Source organism: Janthinobacterium pasteuri (assembly GCF_051380775.1).
Taxonomy (GTDB): Bacteria; Pseudomonadota; Gammaproteobacteria; order Burkholderiales; family Burkholderiaceae_D; genus Janthinobacterium.
Genome location: NZ_JBNYXS010000016.1, coordinates 46090 through 66829 on the forward strand (window position 1 = coordinate 46090; position 20740 = coordinate 66829).

Sequence of the window (20740 nt, forward strand, 5' to 3'; positions counted from 1 at the left end):
GCGTGATGGGGCGGCGCTAAAGAATGCAGCGCTGGCGGCGTTAGCCGCGCGTGCGGTCATGCCGCCACAGCACGTCGCTGCCGCCGGCAAAGCGGTTCAGCACGCGCGACAGCACGAACAGCAAATCGGACAGGCGGTTCACGTACTGGCGCGGATGTGCGTGCAGGGTTTCCGCATTGGCCAGCGTGACGATGCTGCGCTCGGCGCGGCGGCACACGGTGCGACACACATGCGCCAGCGAGGCGGCGCGCGAACCGGCAGGCAAGATGAATTCACTCAGGGCCGGCAAGTCCGCATTGTATTTCGCCAGCAAATCATCAAGGCGCAGCACGTGCTCTTCCTTGATCAGCTGGTAGCCGGGGATACAGATTTCTCCACCCAGGTCGAACAGGTCGTGCTGGATGGCTACCAGCTCCTCGCGCAAGGCGTCGGGCATGGCTTCGCACAGCAGCAAGCCGATAGTGGAATTGAGTTCGTCCACATCGCCCATGGCGTGGATGCGCGCGCTGTCCTTGCTGGTGCGGCTGCCGTCGCCCAGGCCGGTGCTGCCATTGTCGCCCGTGCGCGTGGCGATTTTCGAAAGTCGGTTGCCCATGATGCGGATCCTGTCAAAGAAGAATGCGAGCAGCATACGACACTGTGCGCCGCCTGGCCGCAGATTTGGCTGCAAATCGGACAAAAAATGCGCTGCGTGCCACTTTTGTGCTTACAATCGTTGCACGCCCATGCCTTTTTGCCCCCATCTTATGCTCAATGCTGCCCCTGAATCCGGATTGACCGCCGCGCGCCAGCAAACCGTCGTCGCGGCCCTGCTGGCCGTGCTGCCGGCCCGCTGCGTGCTGTCCGACGCCGAAGATACGCGCCCGTATGAGTGCGACGGTCTGGCTGCCTACCGCCAGCTGCCGATGGTGGTCACCCTGCCAGACACGGAAGAACAGGTCATCGCCATCCTCGGCGTCTGCCGGGAACTGAAGGTGCCGATCGTGCCGCGCGGCGCCGGCACGGGCTTGTCGGGCGGCGCCTTGCCGATCGCCGACGGCGTGGTGCTGTCGACGGCACGCCTGAACCGCATCGTGCGCCTCGATGCCTACGCGCGCACGGCCGTGGTGCAGCCGGGCGTACGCAACCTGGCCATTTCCGAAGCGGCGGCGCCCTACGCCTTGTACTACGCGCCCGACCCGTCCTCGCAGATCGCCTGCAGCATCGGCGGCAACGTGGCGGAAAACTCGGGCGGCGTGCATTGCCTGAAATACGGCTTGACCGTGCACAATGTGCTGCGCGTGCGCGTTGTTACCATCGCTGGCGACGTGCTGGAACTGGGTGGCGAATGCCTGGACTCGCCCGGCCTCGACTTGCTGGCCGTCTTCATCGGCTCCGAAGGCATGCTGGGCATCGTCACGGAAGTGACGGTCAAGCTGATACCGAAACCTGCTACGGCGCGTGTCATCATGGCCTCGTTCGGCGACGTCGTCACGGGTGGCAATGCCGTGGCCAACGTGATCGCCGCCGGCATCATCCCGGCCGGCCTGGAAATGATGGACCAGACCTCCTCGCGCATGGTCGAACCGTTCGTCAAGGCCGGCTACGACACCGACGCGGCGGCCATTTTGCTGTGCGAGGCCGATGGCACGCACGAGGAGGTGGAAGAGGAAATCGCCCGCATGACGGCCGTGCTGGAAGGGGCGGGCGCCAGCGCCATCGCCGTCTCGCAGTCGGAAGCGGAGCGCATGAAGTTCTGGTCCGGCCGCAAGAACGCCTTTCCCGCGGCGGGACGCATCTCGCCCGACTACTACTGCATGGACGGCACCATCCCGCGAAAAAAACTGGCGGAAGTCCTGACGGGCATCGCCGGCATGGAAACGACGCATGGCTTGCGCTGCGCGAACGTGTTCCACGCGGGTGATGGCAATTTGCACCCGCTGATCCTGTTTGACGCCAACCAGCCCGGTGAATTCGAGCGCGCCGAAGCATTTGGCGCGGACATCCTGGCCCTGTGCGTGGCCGTGGGCGGCACCATCACGGGCGAACATGGCGTGGGCATGGAAAAGATCAATTCCATGTGCGTGCAATTTACGCGCGCCGAACTCGATGCCTTCTTCGCCGTCAAGCGCGCGTTTGATCCCCACACCTTGCTGAACCCGGACAAGGCGATACCCACCTTGAACCGCTGCGCCGAATTCGGCAAGATGCATGTGACGGCGGGACGCCTGCCGTTCGCCAACCTGCCCCGTTTTTAACCGCCGGAGACCCCCTTGCAAGCAATCGTGGAACAATTCAGGCAGACCATCCTGGCGGCCAGCGCGGCGGGCAAGCCCTTGCGCCTGCGCGGCGGCGGCACGAAAGACTGGTATGGCCAGCAGCTCGAAGGCGAGGTGCTCGACACGCGCGCGTATGCGGGCATCATCGACTATGAACCGACGGAACTGGTGATCACGGCCCGCTGCGGCACGCCGCTGGCGGACATCGAGGCGGCGCTGGCCGCGCGCAACCAGATGCTGGCCTTCGAGCCACCGCACTTCGGATCGAAAGCCACGGTGGGCGGCGTCGTCGCCAGTGCGCTGTCCGGGCCGCGCCGGGCCAGCGCGGGCGCGCTGCGTGATTTTGTGCTGGGCGCCGTGCTGATGGATGGTCATGGCGAATGCCTGGCGTTTGGCGGGCAGGTCATGAAGAACGTGGCCGGTTACGATGTCTCGCGCCTGCTGGCGGGTTCCATGGGCACTTTGGGCCTGATCCTGGAAGTGTCGCTGAAGGTGCTGCCCTTGCCGTTGCGCGAAGCGACGTTTCGCGTGGCGTGCGCGGAAATCGCGGCCTTGCGCCTGCTCAATGAATGGGCGGGCAAGCCGCTGCCGATCTCCGCCAGCTGCTGGCATGACGGCGTGCTGACGGTGCGCCTGTCCGGCGCCGAGGCAGCCGTGTCGGCGGCGCTGCGCACGCTGGGCGGCGAACTGCTGGCAGCCGATGACGCGGCCGCCTTCTGGCTGGCCGTGCGTGAGCAGACGCACGCTTTCTTTGCGGGCGCGGGTAGCCTGTGGCGCTTATCTCTGCCGCCGCACGCCACCGCCGTGATTTTAAAGGGGCGCCAGCTGATCGAGTGGGGCGGGGCACAGCGCTGGCTGAAGCTCGATGGCGACGCCGACGCCGACAGCGCCCGGCACATTCGCCAGGCGGTGGCTGCGCTTGGGGGCCACGCCACCCTGTTCCGCGGCGGCGACAAGGCCGTGGGCGTGTTCCACCCGCTGGCGCCGGCCGTGGCCACCATCCACCAGCGCCTGCGGCAGGCTTTCGACCCTGCCGGCATCTTCAACCCGCACAGAATGTATTGAGCGCGCATGCAAACCAATCTCGCTGATTTCATCAAGAATACGCCGGCAGGCGACGAAGCCGAAGCCATCCTGCGCGCCTGCGTGCACTGCGGCTTTTGCACGGCCACCTGTCCCACTTACCAGTTGCTGGGCGACGAACTCGATGGCCCGCGCGGACGCATTTACCTGATCAAGCAAGTGCTTGAAGGCGCACCCGTCACGGCCAAGACGCAGACGCACCTGGACCGCTGTCTGACCTGCCGCAACTGCGAGTCGACCTGTCCCTCGGGCGTGCAATACGGACGCCTGGTCGATATCGGCCGCAACGTCGTCGAGCAGCGCGTGCAGCGCCCCTTGCGCGAACGGGCCTGGCGTTTCGCCCTGAAGGAAGCCTTGCCGCGCCGCTGGCTGTTTACGCCCGTGTACAAGGCGGGACAGGCGCTGCGGCCCTTGCTGTCAAAAAGCTTGCAAGACAAGCTGCGCCCCGGCGCCGCTGCCGGTGTATGGCCTGCGCGCCAGCACGCGCGTACCATGCTGCTGCTCGACGGCTGCGTGCAGCCGGCCATGTCGCCGAACATCAACGCGGCCACGGCGCGCGTGCTCGATGCGCTGGGCGTGCAATTGATCGTGGCGCCGAAGGCCGGCTGCTGCGGCGCGCTGCGCCATCACCTGAACGACCAGGAAGCGGCGCTGGACGACATGCGCCGCAATATCGACGCATGGTGGCCGTATGTCGACAGCGCCGAAGCCATCGTCATGACGGCGTCCGGCTGCGGCGCCACGGTGAAGGAATATGGCCATCTGCTGGCACACGACGCCAACTATGCGGAGAAGGCGCGGCGCATCGCCGCACTGACGCGCGATTTGTCCGAGATCATGCCGGCGTTTGAAGCGGAGCTGGTGGCGCAGCTGAAGGGGCGCATACTGAAAAAAGTGGCGTATCACCCGCCCTGCACCCTGCAGCATGGCCAGCAAATCCGCGGCAAGGTGGAGCAGGTGCTGCGCGCCGTCGGCGTCGACGTACGCCTGTGCGCCGACAGCCATCTGTGCTGCGGTTCGGCGGGCACGTATTCGATCTTGCAGCCGGCCCTGTCGCAGCAGCTGCGCGACAACAAGGTGGCGAACCTGGAAGCATGCGAGCCCGATGAGATTGTGTCAGCCAATATCGGCTGCCTGAGCCACCTGCAATCGGGCACGCAGACGCCCGTGCGGCACTGGATCGAGTTGATCGATTCGGCTTTGACGCCCGTCAAATAGGTATCTCGCTGTACTGCGCCATGTGCCATTGGGGAGCCGGCACGAAGTTGGCTGCCCACTCCAGCACGGCGTCGGCCGGCATCGGGCGGGCGATGCCGTAGCCTTGCGCCAGGTCGCAGCCCAGCTGGATCAGGCGCGCGCCATGCTCGACGCTTTCCACGCCTTCGGCGATGACTGTCAGGGAAAATGAACGGGCCAGGCCGATGACGGCGCGCACCAGGTGCAAGTCGTCGTGGTCGTTGAGCATGTTGCGCACGAAGCTTTGGTCGATCTTGACGATATTCGCCGGCAGGCGCTTCAAATACGACATCGACGAGTAGCCGGTGCCGAAATCGTCGAGCGCGAACGTGATGCCCAGCGCCTGGCAGGCGCGGATGATGCGGCGCACGTCTTCGATGTCGTGCAGGGCTGACGATTCGAGGATTTCCAGTTCCAGCATGCTGGCGCACACGCCGGGAAATTCGCCGAGGATGGTTTCCAGGCGCGAGACGAAGTCGGGTCGCTGGAAGTGGCGTGCCGCGATATTCACGCTGACCACCCAGTGCTCGCCGCAAGCCACCCAGCGCTGCATCTGCCACAGGGCCTGGCGCAGCACCCATTCGCCGATGTCGATGATCAGGTCCGTCTGCTCCACCAGCGGCAGGAATTGCGCGGGCGCCAGCACGCCGCGGCGCGCATGCTGCCAGCGCAGTAACGCTTCCATGCCCACTACCGTGCCGGCGCGCATGTTCACCTTGGGCTGGTAGTACAGCCGTAGTTCGCCGTTGATCAGGGCCTGGCGCACTTCCGTACGCTGGTTGTGCTGGGTACGCACTTCTTCATCGAGATTGGTGTCGAAGAAGTGGTACTGGTTGCGCCCCGTCAATTTCGCCTGGTAGACGGCGTGGTCGGCATGACGCAGCAGGCTTTCCGTATTCAAGTCCTTGCCCGTATAGACGGCGATGCCGACGCTGGCCGTCATGTGCAGCGCCTGCTGGTCGCACTGGTAGGGGCGGCTCAGTTCCTGCATCAATTGAGTGACGTTCTGTTCGATGCTGGCGATGCTGGCCTGGCCGCACAGCAGCAAGACGAATTCATCGCCGCCCAGGCGCGCCGCGTAGTGGACCTGGCTTGTAAAACTGTGCAAGCGGCCCGCCACCTGCTTGATGATTTCATCGCCTGCCTCGGCGCCGTAGCGGTCGTTGATGGCCTGGAAGTGGTCGAGGTCGAACAGGCAGACGGCCAGCAGGCGCTGGCGTTCGCGCGCCAGAAACATTTCCTGTTCGAAGCGGGCGGCCAGCGCGGCGCGGTTGGGCAAGCCTGTCAGCACATCATTGTAGTTTTGCCATGACAGTTTTTGCAGCGCCTGCTGCATGTGCACGGTTTCGTTGAGCTGTTCGCCCAGCTGGTGCTGGCTGGTTTTCAGCGACGTCAGCAGCTCTTCGACATCGCCCGCCATGCTGTTGAACGAGTTCGACACCGCTTGCGCTTCGGGCGTGACGCCGGCTGCCAGGCGCACGGCGAAGTTGCCTTCGCGGAAACGATCGGTCGCGTGCACGAACCGCGCCAGCAGCCGGCGGTGCGACGCCAGGATCAAGCCCAGCAGGAGGAAGACCAGCGCGATATTAATGGTGCTGAGGATGGCCTGCTCGCGCACCCGGTGCCATACCTGCGCCAGGGGAAGTCCGGGCGTGTAGTGCAGGGAGAGGATGCCGTCGCCGCCGTCCGGCAGCGCCACCGTCAAGCGGCTGCGGATAGCTGTGATGCCGGCCAGGCGCGTGAACCAGGCGGGCACGCTGTCGGCCAGCGGTTTGTCGGCCAGCACTTCGACATGCCCGCCAGGGGTATCCCAGTGCGCGGAGGCGAGGCTGCGGTTCAGCGGCAGGGCGCTGCGCAGCACCTGGCGCACGCTGTCGTGTGTCGCGTGACTGTTCGTGTGCACGCTCAGCGGCAGCACGCTATTGGCCAGGAACAGGTCGAGTTGCCGGGCATCGCTCTGGTAGCGCGCGTTGGCCAGCGCCGTTTCTGTACCGAGCAGGGCGTGATAGCGGATAGCGGAAACGGCGAGTATGAGGAAGAAAATAGGAATGAATAGACGGGAATAAATGCCCATCCGCATCCATGAAGATATTATTTTCCCAAAGACTGGCATCGTTTTTTGATCGATATCTACGAATAATTATGTCAACATTATCACCGAAATTTGCTATTGGAAACACAATATTGATATCAAGCATGAAATAAATACAGATTGATTGATTTCAGCGTTTGTTGTTATAAATCATAAGTATCGCATTGCTATTCCTGTAGCAATTGCCGAATATCGGCCGCCAGGCTGGCCGGTTTGGTGGCCGTCGCGTAGCGGCGAAATACGCTGCCATCCCTGCGCACCAAAAACTTGGTGAAATTCCATTTGATCGTTTGCGTGCCCAATATGCCGGGTGCCGCCTGTTTTAATTGCGCAAACAGGGGATGGGCATGCGGGCCATTCACATCGACCTTGGCAAACAGGGGAAAGGTGACGCCGAAGTTTTTTTCGCAAAAGACGCCGATTTCTGCGTTGGCCCCCGGTTCCTGCTGGCGGAATTGATTGCAGGGAAAGCCCAGCACGACCAGGCCTTGCTCCTGATATTCGCGGTACAGCGCTTCCAGGCCCTGGTATTGCGGCGTGAAACCGCAGGCGCTGGCCGTGTTGACGATCAGCAGCACCTTGCCTTGGTATTGCGCCAGATCGACGGGCGTGCCGTCCAGCGCCTCGGCCTGAAAATCGTGGATGCTGCTCATGTCAGAGCAGTCCCAGTGTGGTGGCGTTTGCCGGCGCAGCTGCGGGTGCCGTCGTGCCCTTGAGTTTGATCGCCAGGCGCAGGTCGTTGACGGAGTCCGCGTTGCGCAGCGCATCTTCATGGCTGATGGCGCCCGCTTCGTGCAAGTCGAACAGGGCCTGGTCAAAGGTCTGCATGCCATGCTCGCGCGATTTCTTCATCAATTCCTTGATTTCGTGCACCTGGCCCTTGAAGATCAGCTCGCTCATCAGCGGCGAATTGAGCAGGATTTCCAGCGCCGCCTTGCGCCCGCCGCCCTCCTTGTTGGGGATCAATCGCTGCGAAATCATGCCCTTCAAATTGAGCGACAAATCCATCAGCAGCTGCTGGCGTCGCTCTTCGGGGAAGAAATTGATGATGCGGTCCAGCGCCTGATTGGCGTTGTTCGCGTGCAAGGTTGCCAGGCACAGATGGCCCGTCTCGGCAAACGCGATGGCGTGGTCCATGGTGTCGCGGTCACGGATTTCGCCGATCTGTATCACGTCGGGCGCCTGGCGCAGGGTGTTTTTCAGGGCCGTGGCCCAGTCGTCCGTATCGACGCCCACTTCGCGCTGGGTGACGATGCAGTTGCCGTGCGGATGGATGAATTCCACGGGGTCTTCGATGGTGATGATGTGGCCGTGGCTGTGTGCGTTGCGGTGGCCCACCATCGCCGCCAGGGTGGTCGACTTGCCGCAGCCCGTGGCGCCCACCATGATGACGAGGCCCCGCTTGCTCATCACGATGTCTTGCAGGATGGCGGGCAAGCCCAGCGCATCCAGGGTGGGGATGGCGGTATTGATCAGTCGCAAGACCATGCCTGCCTGGCCCATCTGCACGAAGGCGGACACGCGGAAGCGCCCCAGTCCCTCCGGGCTGATGGCAAAATTGGCTTCGCGGCTGGCGTCGAACTCGGCCGCCTGGCGCGCGTTCATGACAGCGCGTACGTAGCCGGCCGCCTGCTGCGCATCGAGCGCGGTGCCCGCCAGCGGCGTCAGCTTGCCATCGAGCTTGATGGCGGCAGGAAAGCCTGCCGTGATGAACAGGTCCGAGCCTCCCCGTGCGCGCATCTGCGCCAGCAGCGCGTGCATGGCGCCATAGTGTTCGTGCGTCGTCTGCATAGGTCTATCCGGGGAAATTTTCAGGCGATTTGGCGGCCGCGCGGGCCGCTTCTGCGGAAATCGTGCCGCGCCGCACCAGGTCGGAGAGGCACTGGTCCAGCGTCTGCATGCCCACATTGCTGCCCGTCTGGATGGCTGAATACATCTGCGCCACTTTCGCTTCGCGGATCAGGTTGCGCACGGCTGGCGTGGCCAGCATGATTTCATGCGCGGCCACGCGGCCGCTGCCATCCTTGGTTTTGAGCAAGTTTTGCGAAATGACGGCTTGCAGCGATTCGGACAGCATGGCGCGCACCATTTCCTTTTCCTCGGCGGGGAAGACGTCGATGATGCGGTCGATCGATTTTGCCGCCGACGACGTGTGCAGGGTGCCGAATACCAGGTGGCCCGTTTCGGCCGCCGTCAGCGCCAGGCGGATGGTTTCCAGGTCGCGCAATTCGCCCACCAGTATCACGTCCGGGTCTTCGCGCAGCGCCGAGCGCAGCGCATTGCTGAACGAATGCGTGTGTGAACCCACCTCGCGCTGGTTGATCAGGCATTTTTTTGGCTCATGCACGAATTCGATCGGGTCTTCGATGGTGAGAATATGGTGGTTCAGGCGTTCGTTGACGTGGTTCACCATGGCCGCCAGCGTGGTCGACTTGCCGGAACCGGTCGGGCCCGTCACCAGCACGAGGCCGCGCGGGCGCATGGCCAGCTCGCCGAAGATGCGTGGGGCATTGAGTTCATCCAGGGTCAGCACTTTCGAGGGAATCGTGCGCAGCACGGCCGAAGCGCCCCGTTCCTGGTTGTAGGCGTTGACGCGGAAGCGGGCCAGGCCGGGAATTTCGAATGAGAAATCGCATTCCAGCGCTTCTTCATAGACCTTGCGCTGGCTGTCGTTCATGATGTCGTAGATCATGCTGTGCACGTCCTTGTGCTCGAGCGGGGCCACGTTCAGGCGGCGCACGTCGCCATGGACGCGTATCATCGGCGGCAGGCCGGAAGACAGGTGCAGGTCGGAAGCCTTGTTGCTGACGGAGAAAGCGAGTAATTCGGAGATGTCCATTTATAATCCCTGTGCCTGCATTGATGGGCTGGCGCACTGTGCCGCCGCCCCTATACACTAGAAAATGATTATGTCCACAATCGAACAGAACTTGCAAGCCGTGCGCGAGAGTATTGCGCAGGCCGCCTCTGACGCGCAGCGCGCGCCGGCCGACGTGACCCTGCTGGCCGTCTCGAAGACCTTCGGCGTGGATGCCGTGCTGGCAGCCATGCGCGCGGGGCAGTCAGCGTTTGGCGAAAATTATCTGCAGGAAGCGCTCGACAAGATCGCCGCCGTCCAGCTTGCGCTGCCGCAAGGCGCACCCGTCTGGCATTTCATCGGTCCTATCCAGAGCAACAAGACGCGCCCCATCGCCGAACATTTCGACTGGGTGCACACGGTGGAACGGGAAAAGATCGCCGCGCGCCTGTCCGAACAGCGCCCTGCCGGCTTGCCGGACCTGAATATCTGTCTGCAAGTCAATATCAGCGGCGAGGCCAGCAAGAGCGGCGTGACGCCGGCTGAATTGCCGGCGCTGGCACGCGCCGTGGCGCAGCTGCCCCGCTTGCGCTTGCGCGGCCTGATGGCCATTCCCGAAGCGGAAACGGATGTCACCCTTCAGCGCCGTGCGTTTGCGCAATTGCGCGCACTGTACGAACAATTGAAGGCTGAAGGGCTGGCGCTCGATACCCTGTCGATGGGCATGTCGGCCGACTTGCGTGCCGCCGTGCTGGAAGGTGCCACCATCGTGCGCGTGGGCAGTGCCATCTTCGGTTCCCGGAATTACTCCTGATTATTCCTGAATTTTTTGAAAGTACAGCCATGACGACAGAATTGAATATCGCATTTGTGGGCGGCGGCAACATGGCCGCGGCGCTGATCGCCGGCCTGGCCGGCAAGTTGACCCTGGGCGGCAACATCCACGTGATCGACCCGCATGCGCCGGCGCTGGAAAAATTGCAGGCGCAATTCGGCGTCACGACGGCACCTTCCGCCGGCGAGGCGCTGCGTGGCGTGGACGTGATCGTGCTGGCAGTCAAACCGCAAAGCATGCGCGAAGTGGCGGCGCAGTTGCTACCCTTCCTCGACGGGGAGCGGGCGCCGCTGGTCCTGTCGATCGCCGCCGGCATCCGCGCGCAAGACCTGTCGCGCTGGCTCGGTGACTACCCTGCCATCGTGCGCTGCATGCCGAACACGCCGGCCCTGATCGGCATGGGCATCACGGGCATGGTGGCCAGCAGCGGTGTCAGCGAGGAACAGAAAAAGACGGCGGACGCCATCCTGCGCGCCGTCGGCCAGACCGTCTGGCTCGACGACGAGGCGAAGATCGACCCTGTCACGGCCGTGTCCGGCAGCGGTCCCGCCTACGTGTTTTACTTTATCGAAGCGATGCAGCAGGCGGCCACCGAACTGGGCTTGACGCCGGAGCAGGGCACGCAGCTGGCGATTGCCACCTTTACGGGCGCGGCGCAGCTGGCGGCGAACTCCAGCGAACCCGTGTCGCTGTTGCGCGAGCGCGTCACGTCGAAGGGTGGCACCACGTATGCGGCACTGACCAGTATGGAAGAGAGCGGCGTCAAGGCGGCCATCGTCAAGGGCATCAAGGCGGCCGCGCAGCGCGGGCGCGAGATGGGCGAGGAGTTAGGTAAATGAGTAGGTAAATAAGTGGGCAAGTAATCAGATCACCTTGACCGCGCGGCCTATGTAAAGCACCGGCCCCGTCGGCCTGCCCGTGGGCGAGCCCGTTGCCGGCTCCAGGGTGATTTCAAACAGTTGCTCCTGCTGCAGCGGCGGCAGCTTGTCCAATGTCAACTTGACGGATTGCCCCGGCTTGACCAGGCCCAGCGAGACGGGTGCGCCCCAGTCCTTGCCCTTGGTCCAGAATTGCAGGGCTTTTTGCTGCGGTACGGCGGTCGGGCCCAACGGGATCAGGCTCAGGTCGCGGTTCTTGCCGCCGCGTCCGCCCGCTTGCACGATCCAGCCCGGCGATTTATCCTGCGGCGCCACCAGCACCACCAGGTAGCCGGGCCCGCTTGGTGCTTGCAGTTGCACCGTGACCAGCACGGCCAGCGCTGCCGTGGCCACCAGGCCGCCGCCGGCCAGTATTCTCCAGAAAGCCAGGCTGTTCCACCACGCTTGCCAGCCGCCCGCCTGCTGCACGGCTTTCGGCGTGAACAGGCTGGCGCTGATGCGCGGCCACAGTTGCGCCGAGGGCGTTTCGGGCGGTGCCAGCGTGGTCAATGGCAGCAGACGTTGTTCCCAGGCATCGATGGCATCGCGTAATGCCGGCTCGCGCGGCAAGCGCTGTTCCACATCCGCGCGCTCGGTCAGCGCCAAAGTGCCCAGCACGTATTGGCTGGCCAGCCTTTGCAATTGCTCGTCGTTATTTATCATCCCATGCACTCCCGCAAGGCGGCCAGGCCCCGCTTTACCCAGGCTTTGACGGTTCCCAGTGGCGCCTGCAGGCGCTGCGCGATTTCGCTGTGGGAACAGCCATCCACGTAAGCGTACAGGATGCTATTGCGTTTGGATTCGTCCAGGTGGCCGAGGCAATCGTGCAGCTTGCCCATGTCCGCCTGAAGGGCGTAGGCGTCGCCGGCATCATGGCCTTGTCGTTCGTGCAGCAGGGTTTCCACGGTATCCTCGTCGGCCGATACTTCATGGGCGCGGGCGCGCGCCACGTTCAGCGCCTGATGCCGCACCACCACATAGATCCAACCCTTGCCACTGCCGCGCGTGGCGTCGAAACTGCCGGCGCGACGCCAGATGCTGAGGAAGGCGTCGTGCAGCACGTCTTCGGCCAGTGCCCGCTGGCGCACGATGCGCAGGGCCACGCCCAGCAGATAGCGGCTTTCTTGCTGGTACAGGCCGTGCAAGGCTTGCTGCTCGCCCCTGGCGCAGGCGCGCAGGGCGGCATCGTAATCGAAGGGAGTAGCTTGGGCTGGCAAGGTTGGCACAATCGTCGGTAGTTAACGGTTAGCAAGTTTTTAATGCCGAGTATAGGCCAGAAACCAGCTTGCCAACCGTCGTTTTCACTGATTTATGCTGCTTTCCAGAAGATGTAGTCGGCCTGGTAGGGCACCCATTGCTTGACGCCAACGGTGTCCATGCCGCACGGCGCTGCCGGGGCCACGCCGCCGCTGGTGGCCACGCGCTGGATGTAGCTGACGCCCTGCATGGCGCCGCTGCCCGTGGCGGGGTTGGCTTTCACCAGTTGATACGGGATATTGCCCGCGCCGGCGGGCGCCACGGCCACTTGCGTCGCCGTCACTTTCGAACCGTCCAGGTTGGCCCAGGTCGCAGGCGGACCGACATACGTGCCCACTTGCATGCCGCTGCGGTCGTTCAGGGCCGCATCCGGGCCCACGAAGACCCATTCATGGCCCGTCATGTCTTTTTTGGCTTTGCATTCGTAGGCGATCTTGCCCACGCCCACCGTCTGCATGGCAACTTGATGGCCATCGGGCACCTTAACGGCGTTCGGCAATTGTTCCTGCGAGTAGCGCGCGCTCATGGGGGCGCAGGCGCTCAGCAGCAAGGCGGCGCCCAGCACAGTGAGGGTGGGAAAGGCGTGGTGGGTAGTGATGACGTGCATGGCAGGCTCCTGGTAGCGGATTGGCTCAACCGGTTGGTTGATACCATTACTACGCATGGGCCTGCCATTTGGATGCATCCAGGCAAAAATATTTAAGGAGGCGTGTCTTTCTTGCTGAAACGCTGCGCCAGCGCCAGCACGACGGGTAGGGCGGTCGTGGCGTGCTTGAGCAGCGCGCCGCTGGCCCGCAGCAGGGGCAGGAAACGCCGCGGGCGCACCAGCAGCAGGCCCAGCGCGGCGCCGCCCAGCATCAGGGGAATCTTGAAGTGCGTGGCCAGGGTATGGCGCAGATTGCTGCCCGTCAACGGTTCCAGCAACTGGCGCGTCTGCACGCCCAGGGCCAGGCGCTGCAGCGCGCATTCGGCCAGCAGTGCGTCGCGCCGCTGCGACAGGCTGGCGGCCGTGTGGACATGCGACAGTTTGGTGGGATGCGTGGTCATGGCCGCTCCGATTCCCGGCGCGCCAGCAGTTGCAGCTCATCCAGGTCTTTGTTCAGTTCGGAAAGTGTGAAGGACAGCAGTTTCGGCTTGCTGCGGAAGCTGGCGCGCACACCCAGCAGGGTAGCGAGGGCGGCCGCGATGAAGACGGCGGCCGTGATGGCGATGGCGGCGATGCGGTGCGTGTCCCAGAACAGCACGATGACGAGGAAGACCAGCAGCACCAGGCCGACAAACAGGCACAGCAGTGCCAGCATGGCCAGCGCCAGATAGGACAGGAAGCGCAGCGACTCTTCTTCCATTTCCACGGCCGCCAGGGCCAGACGGGTCTGGACGATGGCGGCGAGAGTCGCTGCGACTTGGGCGACATGGTGCACGATAGCCATATGCTGCCTTTCGCGTCATGAAACGGCCTGCGCCGTCGGTACTGTGTCGGTACTACGTTGGTACTATCTAGCGGCGTGACGAGGAGAGCAGCAGGCCGAACAGCACGCCAATGACGGCGCCCGCGCCCACGGCTTTCCATGGATTGTCCTGCACGTATTCGTCGGTGGCCTTGGCCGCCTTCTTGGTGCGTTCGAGCAAGTCTTCTTCCAGCTTGATCAAGTCTTTCTTGGCCGTTTCCAGGGTGGCGATGAACTTGTCCTTGACGGCTTTGACATTCTCGCCCGTCTGATCCTTGGCGCCATCGAGCCAGCCTTCCGCTTCATTGATGACGGTCTTCAGGTCGCCGACCAGTTTGTCGCGGGCCTTGTCGGCGTCGGCGAGGATGCTGTCGCTGCTGGATTTTCCGGTATGTATCGAGCTCATGTATTACCTCATGGAAGTGAAACTGCACAGTGAAATACCAGTGTAGGCAGCTGCGGCCAGGCATGTCTTGCGCCGCCTCAAGCGTTGCCGCGGCGCAAGATCATTGATTAACGGAAAGCAAAGTCCAGCACCACGCCCGCAAACACCGCTGCTCCTAGCCAGTTATTATGCCGGAATGCCGCAAAACACGGCATACGCTCGCGTGCGCGGATCAGGGTGTAGTGATAAACGGCGCAGCCGGCTGCAACTACCAGACCCGCGACGAACCAGTAACGCAAGCCCAGGTACCAGCCGCAGGCTAGCCACAGCAGCAGGAAAACGGCATAGCAGAACATGACGATGGCCACGTCGTAGCGGCCAAACGTAATGGCCGAAGTCTTGATGCCGATTTTCAAGTCGTCGTCGCGGTCGACCATCGCGTATTCCGTGTCGTAGGCCACGGCCCAGAAGACATTGCCCAGCAGCAGCAGCCAGGCGACGACGGGCACGGAATCCGTGATGGCGGCAAAGCCCATGGGAATGCCGAAGCCAAAGGCGATGCCCAGATACGCTTGCGGAATCGCAAAGAAGCGCTTGAAGTAGGGGTAGGTGCCGGCGATGATGACGGCGGCCACCGACAGCTGCTTGGTCAGCGCATTCAAGGGCAGGATCAGGCAAAAGGCCAGCACAGTCAGCACGCCGGCCACGGCCAGCGCTTCCTTGCCACTGATGCGCCCGCTGGTAATGGGGCGGTCCGCCGTGCGCTTGACGAATTTGTCGATATCCTGGTCGGCGTAGTCGTTGATGGCGCAGCCAGCCGAACGCATCAGGAAAGTGCCGAGGGTAAAGATGAGCAGCAACCGCCAGTCCGGCACGCCCTGCTGCGCCAGCCACAGCGCGCACAGGGTAGGCCACAGCAGCAATACAGTACCGATAGGCTTGTCCAGCCGTATCAGGCGGAAATACAGCGCCAGCTTGTTCATGGAAGACTCGATCTTGTTGAAGAGAAAGGTCGATTATCGCAAATAGTATGTCAATGTACTATTTTGACGGGTAGCATAGAGTCACAGTAACAACGCCTAACAAAACCGTAGCGAGCGGAAGTGAGTTGTGGTTGAGAAGCGGAGCTGTGCGAATGCACAGTGAGCATCGCAGGCCGCAAATCGCGACGCGCAGTAGGTTTGGTTAGGTGTTCCTAATCGTCGCACAAGGGGGAAATGCCGGGCAAGTCGCAGCTGGCGATGGCCGCGCACAGGGCATCGATGGCGGCCTTGCGCGTAAAACTCTTGCGCCAGAGCATCACCACTCTGCGCGATGGCACGGGGTCGGCGAATGGCCGGTATTCGAGCATGCCTTCGGTGGCATGCATATTGGACACGGAGGCGCGCGGCAAGACCGTCAGGCCGATGCCGCTGGCCACCATGTGGCGGATGGTTTCCAGCGAGGAACCTTCAAACGTGCGCTGCATGCCGTTGCCGGGCGAGGAAAAGCGCGCCATTTCGGGGCACACTTCCAGCACCTGGTCGCGGAAGCAGTGGCCATTACCCAGCAGCAGCATGGTTTCCGATTTCAAATCTTGCGCGGCGATCCGCGCGCGCGCCGTCCATGGATGCTGGCGCGGCATGGCCACGACGAACGGTTCGTCATACAGTTCCTGCATGGCCATGCCGTGTTCGGGCAGGGGCAGGGCCATGATGGCCACGTCCAGTTCGCCCTGGCGCAGCAATTCGAGCAGTCGAACCGTGAAGTTTTCCTGCAAGATCAAAGGCATTTGCGGCACCTGGTCTATCATGGCCTTGACCAGCGGCGGCAGCAGGTAGGGGCCGATCGTATAGATCACGCCCAGGCGCAGGGGGCCGGCCAGCGGGTCCTTGTTTTGCTTGGCGAGTTCCTTGATGGCGGCCGTCTGTTCCAGCACGCGTTCGGCTTGCGCAATGATCTGCGCACCCAGGGGCGTGACGGAGATTTCCGCACCGCCCCGTTCGAACAGGACCACGCCCAGTTCGTCTTCGAGTTTCTTGATAGCCACTGACAAGGTGGGCTGGGCCACGAAGCAAGCCTCGGCAGCATGGCCGAAATGTTTCGCTCGCGCGACTGCAACGATATATTTCAGTTCAGTCAGTGTCATAGTTGGATTGAAACACAGGAAGTGCTTACTTGCAATGAATGAAAGGTGGCGCAAACGTGAAACTGTGGCGCCTGTGGCGTATTGTAGCGGATCGCCCCCTATAATGCGGAGTCGGGCAGCGAAGGCAGAGGGCTGCCGGCGCTGGCGGCGGCATGCAAGGCGATAGTCACGCCTCAGCGTGACCATGTCGTGACCATATTTAACCCAACAAGAGATATCCATGCCTGATTTTGAAAACAAACTGTGCGGCCGTGACGAACTGCGTGCACGCGCCGCGGCCCTGCCGAAACCGGTGGTAGTGACGAATGGCGTGTTCGACATTCTGCACCGCGGCCACGTGACCTATCTGGCGCAGGCGCGTGCGCTTGGCGCCTCGCTGGTGGTGGCCGTGAATACTGATGCTTCAGTGAAACGCCTGGGCAAGGGCGACGACCGTCCGCTGAACAGTTGCGAAGACCGCATGGCCGTGCTGGCCGCGCTGGAAGCGGTGAGCCTGGTGGTGCCGTTCTCGGAAGACAGCGCCCTGGAAGTGGTGCAAGAGATCGCGCCGGAAATCTATGCCAAGGGCGGCGACTACGACATGGCGGCCATCCCTGAAGGCAAGGCCGTGCTGGCGTATGGCGGCCAGGCCGTGGCCATCGATTTCGCACACGACCGCTCGACCACCAAGCTGTTGACGAAAGTGCGGACGCAGCAGGGCTGAGGAACGCTGTCAATGTTTCCATACAGATAAAAAGACGTTACTATGCGAACTGCCAGGGTTGCGACCTCGTTGCGTCAGCCCCAGCACACGTTACACCGTCTGATATGCATTGCTTGTCATAGAAAATACATGGATCTTAAAACTTCTGGGGATTGGGCAGTGCCCTCTGGCGTCTGGTACGTCGATGACGATGGCGCGTGGACCATGCAGCGCAGCGCGGACGGCCAGAACGTCTCGCCCTTGCTGAGCCCTGCCGATATCGGCCTGCTGATGCATGCGCGGCGCCTGCCCGCTGCCGCCGGCGCGCCCGTGCGGCAGTTTCCGCCTGAATTCTCGTTCGACCCCGCCTCCGGCGCGGCCTTGCAAATGCCACCCGACACGGCTGCCACGCCGCCCTGGGTGCCGCCCTACGGTGCGCTTCCCGTCAGCGATGTGCCGCCGGCTGGCGCGGCCGGCTTGCGCCAAGCCAGCGTGCCCCTGAAACTGGCCGACCAGCGCGCGCGTGAAGAGCATGCCCAAGCCGACGCCCGGCTGCCCATGCCGCCGCCGGGCGATTACGAATTCTTTTCCGCCCAGTTCGGCACCAGCGCCGCCGCACTGCTGGCGCTCGACCCGCGCAAGGCCGTCTTGCACGCCTGGCTGCCCGCCTCGAAACGCTGGCAGGCGCTGGACCCCGAGTATGGTGGCTTGCTGGCCGAATCTGACCTGACCTACGACGCATGGCGTGCCGAGCTGGTGCCGGAGTTCAACAGCGTGCTGATCTTGCCGACCAGCCATGGCCTGGCCTGCATCCGTCCCGACGTGCCTTCGTTAAGCTACGTGGTCGAGCATGTGGGCGACGGGCCGTGCGCGGCCGCGCCCGTCTGGTTCCAGAACCGTCTGTGGGCGCCCTTGCGCGATGCCGATGGCCGCATCCGCTTCGTCAACCTTGATGCGCAACAAAAGCCGGGCAGCGATGTGCTGCTTGACGGCGTGGTGGACCTGGGTGCCGTCAGCACCCCCGTGGCCTACAACCGCATGGCCGTGTGGCCCTGTGCCAACGGCCAGCTGCGGCTGCAGCTGCAGCCCGATGGTAACGTGGCCGCCTCGTTCACGCCCTGGCCCGAAGGGCTGGTGCCGCGCTTTGAATTCGGCAGCCCCTACCTGTCGCGTGACGGTGGCCTGTGGCAATTGTGCTTTGCAAGCCGCCGTGACACCTATGTGTATGTCAAACTGGGTGGCCAGGTCGAGATGGCCGATGCGCTGGCGCCGCGCCTGTGTTCGGGCAGTTTCAATTACCGCTTCGCCACCAAGCTGAAAACGGCGCCGTGGGAAGAGCCGGAACACGGCGACGATGGCGGCAAGAACCAGGCTGTCATGCCGCTGCTGGAATCGAGTACTGGCAACAGCGTCTTTGGCGTGAAGTTTGCCACCAGCGCCGGCCTGTCCAGCGTGCTGCGCTCGAACGAGCGCCTGGCGGCGCAGCTGGTGCAGGACGATGAATTACGCGAAACCGTGTTTCACACCTTTGCCGTCAGCGAGCCGTGGCGCGTACGCCTGTTTGTTCATGAACGCATGCTGTGGGCGTACCACCTGCGACTGTTGGATATCGATGGCTGGACCTTGCAGGCATGAAGGCGCGCTTACTGAGCGTGGCCTGCGCCGCTCTATCTTTATTCAGTGCAGCCGGTGTGCAGGCCGCGGGCATCCAGCAAGCGTTTCTGGTGCAAAACTCGGGCTGGATGGAACCGTTCTACACGGATGAGCATTCGCAACTGAAAGCCCTGGTGGGCGCCGTGGCGCAGGCTGCCACGAACCCGTCCGATAAAGTCTATACCCTGGCGTTCAGCCAGAGCAGCGGCGCGCACGTGTCGCCGTCGCTGCTGGGGCAAGGGCAGGGCGGCGGGGGCGTGGCGGGTCAGCTGGCCAGTCTGGGCCTGGCGCGCAAGGGCAATGGCGGCGCACTGGCCGACACGGATTTCCAGGAAGCCGTCACAAAAACCATCACGGGGCCGTTCCAGTCCGCGTCCGGCATCGTGTGGATCTTTACCAATAACAAGAACAGTCCAAACAACGACAGCCAGACGGCCGAACGCAACCGCGACTTTTACCGCTTGCTGCACCTGGAGCCGTCGATCACCAAGACGCTGGTGTTTCCGCTGCGCATGCCCGTGCAGGGCAAGCTGTACAGCGCCAAGGGCTTGATGGTGTATGCGCTCGCGTATGGCCAGCCGGCGTCCGAGGCCCTGAACCGCATCCTGGCCGAAGGCCGGCTGTCGCAAGTGCTGACGCGTCCGCCCGCGCGCCTGAAACCGGTGGACCAGGATGCCGTGCGCATCGTGCCGCAGTCCGTCAAGAACAGCGACCATGTGCACGCCAGCCTGGGCCGCGATGGCCGCACCATCGTGCTCGACGTCGATGCGGTGAACCTGGTGCCGCAAGTGGTGCTGCAGGCGTCGCTGCAAAATATGTTTTTCCCGTATGTGATCGACAGCGCCAAAGTGCATGCCAGCCTGGCCGGGCAGAACGCACCCCTGCACGTTGCACCCGATCAAATCCACCAGTTGCAGCCGGGCGCCAGCCAGTCCGTGCAGGTACAGTTTGCCCTGCCGATGGCGCAGATCCCGTCGCCGTGGTCGGCGCAGGCGATTGCCGCCATGGGCAAGCAGGTGATGCTGCCCATGCAGGCGCAGGTGGGCCTGTCGGAACAGCGGCTGGCGCTGGCGTCCAGTTTTGGCAAGGATTTGCAGGAACTGTTCCCTGGCGACCCGATATCTAGCATGTTCACGCCGCCCGACAGCGTGCGCGCTTCACAGGCGACGATACCGTTGCTGGTGCGCATACAGTATCCGCTGCTGCCCGTGCTGGTGATACTGGGTGGCGTCCTGGCACTCGTGCTGGGCTTGCTGGCGCTGGGCCTGCTCGGCACGCGCGCCACGCGCTACAAGGTGATGGCCGACGGCGTGCAGCGGCAAGTGTTATTGAAGCCATTCAAAAGCGTGCAGATCCGCGATGATGACGGCCGCGATATCGGCGAACTCAAGCGGGGCCTGGGCAAGCCCACCGTCGTGCGCGTGGCCGAAGGCCATGCCTTGAGCCTGGCCTGAACAACCATTCTTTAAAAAATCTTCCATTACACAGAGGCATACCATGGCGCAAGATACTCCAAAAGACAATACAGGTTTTACCCTGCCGGCCCCGGCGTCTGCGCCGCCGGCCGCCGATGCGCCGGGCGCACCAGCGTCCGCTACCACCGCAACGACCGAACCGGCGCCCGCGCTTGATCCTGCCAGCACGACCGATACCTCGTCGCGCGACACCCTGGTCGGCGGCGTGGTGCTGTTGCTGCTGTTCATCGCCTTTTTCTTTGCCAAGAATGCCTATGCGAATGGCCTGGTAGCCAAGCGCGTGCCGCCCAACAAGGCCAATGCCTCGGGCTGGTGGCTGTTCATCTTCCTGGCCAGCCTGGCGACAGGCGTGGTGCTGGCGGCCGTGAACGCGCATAAATTCCTCGCGCCACTGTTCATGGGACCGCTGGTGCTGGTGGGCCTGGTCGCGTTACTGTTGACCTTTACATCGAGCCGTCGCTAAGCCGCACGCCGTCGTACGCATCATCGAAGGA

At 63.3% G+C, this 20740-nt stretch carries 22 protein-coding genes; 9 read left to right on the forward strand and 13 right to left on the reverse strand.

Annotation, left to right across the window (positions count from 1 at the left end; genetic code table 11):
• Positions 1–40 precede the first annotated feature (40 nt).
• On the reverse strand, positions 41–595 hold the full coding sequence (locus ACQ4WN_RS16690; protein ID WP_436552555.1) for a cob(I)yrinic acid a,c-diamide adenosyltransferase: 555 nt from the start codon (positions 593–595) through the stop codon (positions 41–43).
• Between the two features lie 151 nt (positions 596–746).
• Between ACQ4WN_RS16690 and ACQ4WN_RS16695 the strand changes: the two genes are divergently transcribed.
• Genes ACQ4WN_RS16695 through glcF form a run of 3 tightly spaced genes read left to right on the forward strand, consistent with a single transcriptional unit; the run spans position 747 to position 4559 of the window.
• Positions 747–2237 carry an FAD-linked oxidase C-terminal domain-containing protein gene (locus ACQ4WN_RS16695; RefSeq protein ID WP_436552556.1) on the forward strand — a complete coding sequence of 497 codons (1491 nt, stop codon included), beginning with the start codon at positions 747–749 and terminating at the stop codon, positions 2235–2237.
• Between the two features lie 15 nt (positions 2238–2252).
• A complete protein-coding gene (glcE, locus tag ACQ4WN_RS16700; protein WP_436552557.1) occupies positions 2253–3323 on the forward strand; it encodes a glycolate oxidase subunit GlcE in 1071 nt (356 codons plus the stop codon).
• A gap of 6 nt (positions 3324–3329) precedes the next feature.
• Positions 3330–4559: a glycolate oxidase subunit GlcF gene (gene glcF / locus ACQ4WN_RS16705; protein WP_436552558.1), complete on the forward strand. Its 1230-nt coding sequence runs from the start codon at positions 3330–3332 to the stop codon at positions 4557–4559.
• Here glcF and ACQ4WN_RS16710 read toward each other — a convergent pair.
• The 4 genes from ACQ4WN_RS16710 to ACQ4WN_RS16725 all read right to left on the reverse strand — a co-directional run bounded on the left by ACQ4WN_RS16710 (position 4552) and on the right by ACQ4WN_RS16725 (position 9508).
• Complete coding sequence (locus ACQ4WN_RS16710; RefSeq protein ID WP_436552559.1) at positions 4552–6651, reverse strand: putative bifunctional diguanylate cyclase/phosphodiesterase; 2100 nt, start codon at positions 6649–6651, stop codon at positions 4552–4554. The two genes, glcF and ACQ4WN_RS16710, sit on opposite strands and share 8 nt — an antisense overlap.
• Positions 6652–6836: 185 nt before the next feature.
• Positions 6837–7322: a glutathione peroxidase gene (locus tag ACQ4WN_RS16715; protein ID WP_436552560.1), complete on the reverse strand. Its 486-nt coding sequence runs from the start codon at positions 7320–7322 to the stop codon at positions 6837–6839.
• Position 7323: 1 nt separating this feature from the next.
• On the reverse strand, positions 7324–8460 hold the full coding sequence (locus ACQ4WN_RS16720) for a PilT/PilU family type 4a pilus ATPase (RefSeq protein WP_436552561.1): 1137 nt from the start codon (positions 8458–8460) through the stop codon (positions 7324–7326).
• A gap of 4 nt (positions 8461–8464) precedes the next feature.
• On the reverse strand, positions 8465–9508 hold the full coding sequence (locus ACQ4WN_RS16725) for a type IV pilus twitching motility protein PilT (protein WP_436552562.1): 1044 nt from the start codon (positions 9506–9508) through the stop codon (positions 8465–8467).
• Between the two features lie 70 nt (positions 9509–9578).
• Between ACQ4WN_RS16725 and ACQ4WN_RS16730 the strand changes: the two genes are divergently transcribed.
• Positions 9579–10280, forward strand: a complete 702-nt coding sequence (locus ACQ4WN_RS16730; protein ID WP_436552563.1) for a YggS family pyridoxal phosphate-dependent enzyme — start codon at positions 9579–9581, stop codon at positions 10278–10280.
• 29 nt (positions 10281–10309) lie between these two features.
• On the forward strand, positions 10310–11140 hold the full coding sequence (proC, locus tag ACQ4WN_RS16735; protein ID WP_436552564.1) for a pyrroline-5-carboxylate reductase: 831 nt from the start codon (positions 10310–10312) through the stop codon (positions 11138–11140).
• Positions 11141–11164: 24 nt separating this feature from the next.
• Here proC and ACQ4WN_RS16740 read toward each other — a convergent pair whose 3' ends face one another.
• The 8 genes from ACQ4WN_RS16740 to ACQ4WN_RS16775 form a co-directional block, all read right to left on the reverse strand.
• Positions 11165–11881, reverse strand: coding sequence for an anti-sigma factor (locus ACQ4WN_RS16740; protein ID WP_436552565.1), 717 nt, complete (start codon positions 11879–11881; stop codon positions 11165–11167).
• Positions 11878–12435 (reverse strand): sigma-70 family RNA polymerase sigma factor, encoded by a 558-nt coding sequence (locus ACQ4WN_RS16745; protein ID WP_436552566.1) that lies wholly within the window; start codon positions 12433–12435, stop codon positions 11878–11880. The genes ACQ4WN_RS16740 and ACQ4WN_RS16745 overlap by 4 nt, the downstream gene beginning before the upstream one ends.
• Positions 12436–12527: 92 nt before the next feature.
• Complete coding sequence (locus tag ACQ4WN_RS16750; RefSeq protein ID WP_436552567.1) at positions 12528–13082, reverse strand: DUF3455 domain-containing protein; 555 nt, start codon at positions 13080–13082, stop codon at positions 12528–12530.
• A gap of 92 nt (positions 13083–13174) precedes the next feature.
• Positions 13175–13522: a hypothetical protein gene (locus tag ACQ4WN_RS16755; RefSeq protein ID WP_436552568.1), complete on the reverse strand. Its 348-nt coding sequence runs from the start codon at positions 13520–13522 to the stop codon at positions 13175–13177.
• Positions 13519–13905, reverse strand: coding sequence for a phage holin family protein (locus tag ACQ4WN_RS16760; RefSeq protein ID WP_096233852.1), 387 nt, complete (start codon positions 13903–13905; stop codon positions 13519–13521). Before ACQ4WN_RS16760 ends, ACQ4WN_RS16755 begins: the two co-directional genes overlap by 4 nt.
• Before the next feature lie 67 nt (positions 13906–13972).
• Entirely contained in the window at positions 13973–14329 is a 357-nt protein-coding gene (locus ACQ4WN_RS16765; protein WP_436552569.1) for an ElaB/YgaM/YqjD family protein, read from the reverse strand.
• Between the two features lie 107 nt (positions 14330–14436).
• Positions 14437–15291 carry a 4-hydroxybenzoate octaprenyltransferase gene (gene ubiA / locus ACQ4WN_RS16770; protein ID WP_436552570.1) on the reverse strand — a complete coding sequence of 285 codons (855 nt, stop codon included), beginning with the start codon at positions 15289–15291 and terminating at the stop codon, positions 14437–14439.
• A gap of 212 nt (positions 15292–15503) precedes the next feature.
• A complete protein-coding gene (locus ACQ4WN_RS16775) occupies positions 15504–16436 on the reverse strand; it encodes a hydrogen peroxide-inducible genes activator (protein WP_436552571.1) in 933 nt (310 codons plus the stop codon).
• 220 nt (positions 16437–16656) lie between these two features.
• Here ACQ4WN_RS16775 and rfaE2 point away from each other — a divergent pair, with 220 nt between their 5' ends.
• The 4 genes from rfaE2 to ACQ4WN_RS16795 all read left to right on the forward strand — a co-directional run bounded on the left by rfaE2 (position 16657) and on the right by ACQ4WN_RS16795 (position 20709).
• Entirely contained in the window at positions 16657–17139 is a 483-nt protein-coding gene (gene rfaE2 / locus ACQ4WN_RS16780) for a D-glycero-beta-D-manno-heptose 1-phosphate adenylyltransferase (RefSeq protein WP_436552572.1), read from the forward strand.
• 159 nt (positions 17140–17298) lie between these two features.
• The gene (locus tag ACQ4WN_RS16785; protein ID WP_436552573.1) at positions 17299–18753 is read left to right on the forward strand and encodes a hypothetical protein; all 1455 of its coding nucleotides are present in this window, start codon (positions 17299–17301) and stop codon (positions 18751–18753) included.
• The gene (locus ACQ4WN_RS16790; protein WP_436552574.1) at positions 18750–20225 is read left to right on the forward strand and encodes a hypothetical protein; all 1476 of its coding nucleotides are present in this window, start codon (positions 18750–18752) and stop codon (positions 20223–20225) included. Before ACQ4WN_RS16785 ends, ACQ4WN_RS16790 begins: the two co-directional genes overlap by 4 nt.
• 43 nt (positions 20226–20268) lie before the next feature.
• Positions 20269–20709, forward strand: a complete 441-nt coding sequence (locus ACQ4WN_RS16795; RefSeq protein WP_436552575.1) for a hypothetical protein — start codon at positions 20269–20271, stop codon at positions 20707–20709.
• The last annotated feature ends 31 nt before the right edge of the window (positions 20710–20740 follow it).

Excerpts from the sequence above, each read along its gene's own strand:
- ACQ4WN_RS16690 (WP_436552555.1), bottom strand. The coding sequence starts at position 595 with ATGGGCAACCGACTTTCGAAAATCGCCACGCGCACGGGCGACAATGGC.
- ACQ4WN_RS16695 (WP_436552556.1), top strand. The coding sequence starts at position 747 with ATGCTCAATGCTGCCCCTGAATCCGGATTGACCGCCGCGCGCCAGCAA.
- glcF (WP_436552558.1), top strand. The coding sequence starts at position 3,330 with ATGCAAACCAATCTCGCTGATTTCATCAAGAATACGCCGGCAGGCGAC.
- ACQ4WN_RS16710 (WP_436552559.1), bottom strand. The coding sequence starts at position 6,651 with ATGGGCATTTATTCCCGTCTATTCATTCCTATTTTCTTCCTCATACTC.
- ACQ4WN_RS16715 (WP_436552560.1), bottom strand. The coding sequence starts at position 7,322 with ATGAGCAGCATCCACGATTTTCAGGCCGAGGCGCTGGACGGCACGCCC.
- ACQ4WN_RS16720 (WP_436552561.1), bottom strand. The coding sequence starts at position 8,460 with ATGCAGACGACGCACGAACACTATGGCGCCATGCACGCGCTGCTGGCG.
- ACQ4WN_RS16725 (WP_436552562.1), bottom strand. The coding sequence starts at position 9,508 with ATGGACATCTCCGAATTACTCGCTTTCTCCGTCAGCAACAAGGCTTCC.
- ACQ4WN_RS16730 (WP_436552563.1), top strand. The coding sequence starts at position 9,579 with ATGTCCACAATCGAACAGAACTTGCAAGCCGTGCGCGAGAGTATTGCG.
- proC (WP_436552564.1), top strand. The coding sequence starts at position 10,310 with ATGACGACAGAATTGAATATCGCATTTGTGGGCGGCGGCAACATGGCC.
- ACQ4WN_RS16740 (WP_436552565.1), bottom strand. The coding sequence starts at position 11,881 with ATGATAAATAACGACGAGCAATTGCAAAGGCTGGCCAGCCAATACGTG.
- ACQ4WN_RS16750 (WP_436552567.1), bottom strand. The coding sequence starts at position 13,082 with ATGCACGTCATCACTACCCACCACGCCTTTCCCACCCTCACTGTGCTG.
- ACQ4WN_RS16755 (WP_436552568.1), bottom strand. The coding sequence starts at position 13,522 with ATGACCACGCATCCCACCAAACTGTCGCATGTCCACACGGCCGCCAGC.
- ACQ4WN_RS16760 (WP_096233852.1), bottom strand. The coding sequence starts at position 13,905 with ATGGCTATCGTGCACCATGTCGCCCAAGTCGCAGCGACTCTCGCCGCC.
- ACQ4WN_RS16765 (WP_436552569.1), bottom strand. The coding sequence starts at position 14,329 with ATGAGCTCGATACATACCGGAAAATCCAGCAGCGACAGCATCCTCGCC.
- ubiA (WP_436552570.1), bottom strand. The coding sequence starts at position 15,291 with ATGAACAAGCTGGCGCTGTATTTCCGCCTGATACGGCTGGACAAGCCT.
- ACQ4WN_RS16775 (WP_436552571.1), bottom strand. The coding sequence starts at position 16,436 with ATGACACTGACTGAACTGAAATATATCGTTGCAGTCGCGCGAGCGAAA.
- rfaE2 (WP_436552572.1), top strand. The coding sequence starts at position 16,657 with ATGCCTGATTTTGAAAACAAACTGTGCGGCCGTGACGAACTGCGTGCA.
- ACQ4WN_RS16790 (WP_436552574.1), top strand. The coding sequence starts at position 18,750 with ATGAAGGCGCGCTTACTGAGCGTGGCCTGCGCCGCTCTATCTTTATTC.
- ACQ4WN_RS16795 (WP_436552575.1), top strand. The coding sequence starts at position 20,269 with ATGGCGCAAGATACTCCAAAAGACAATACAGGTTTTACCCTGCCGGCC.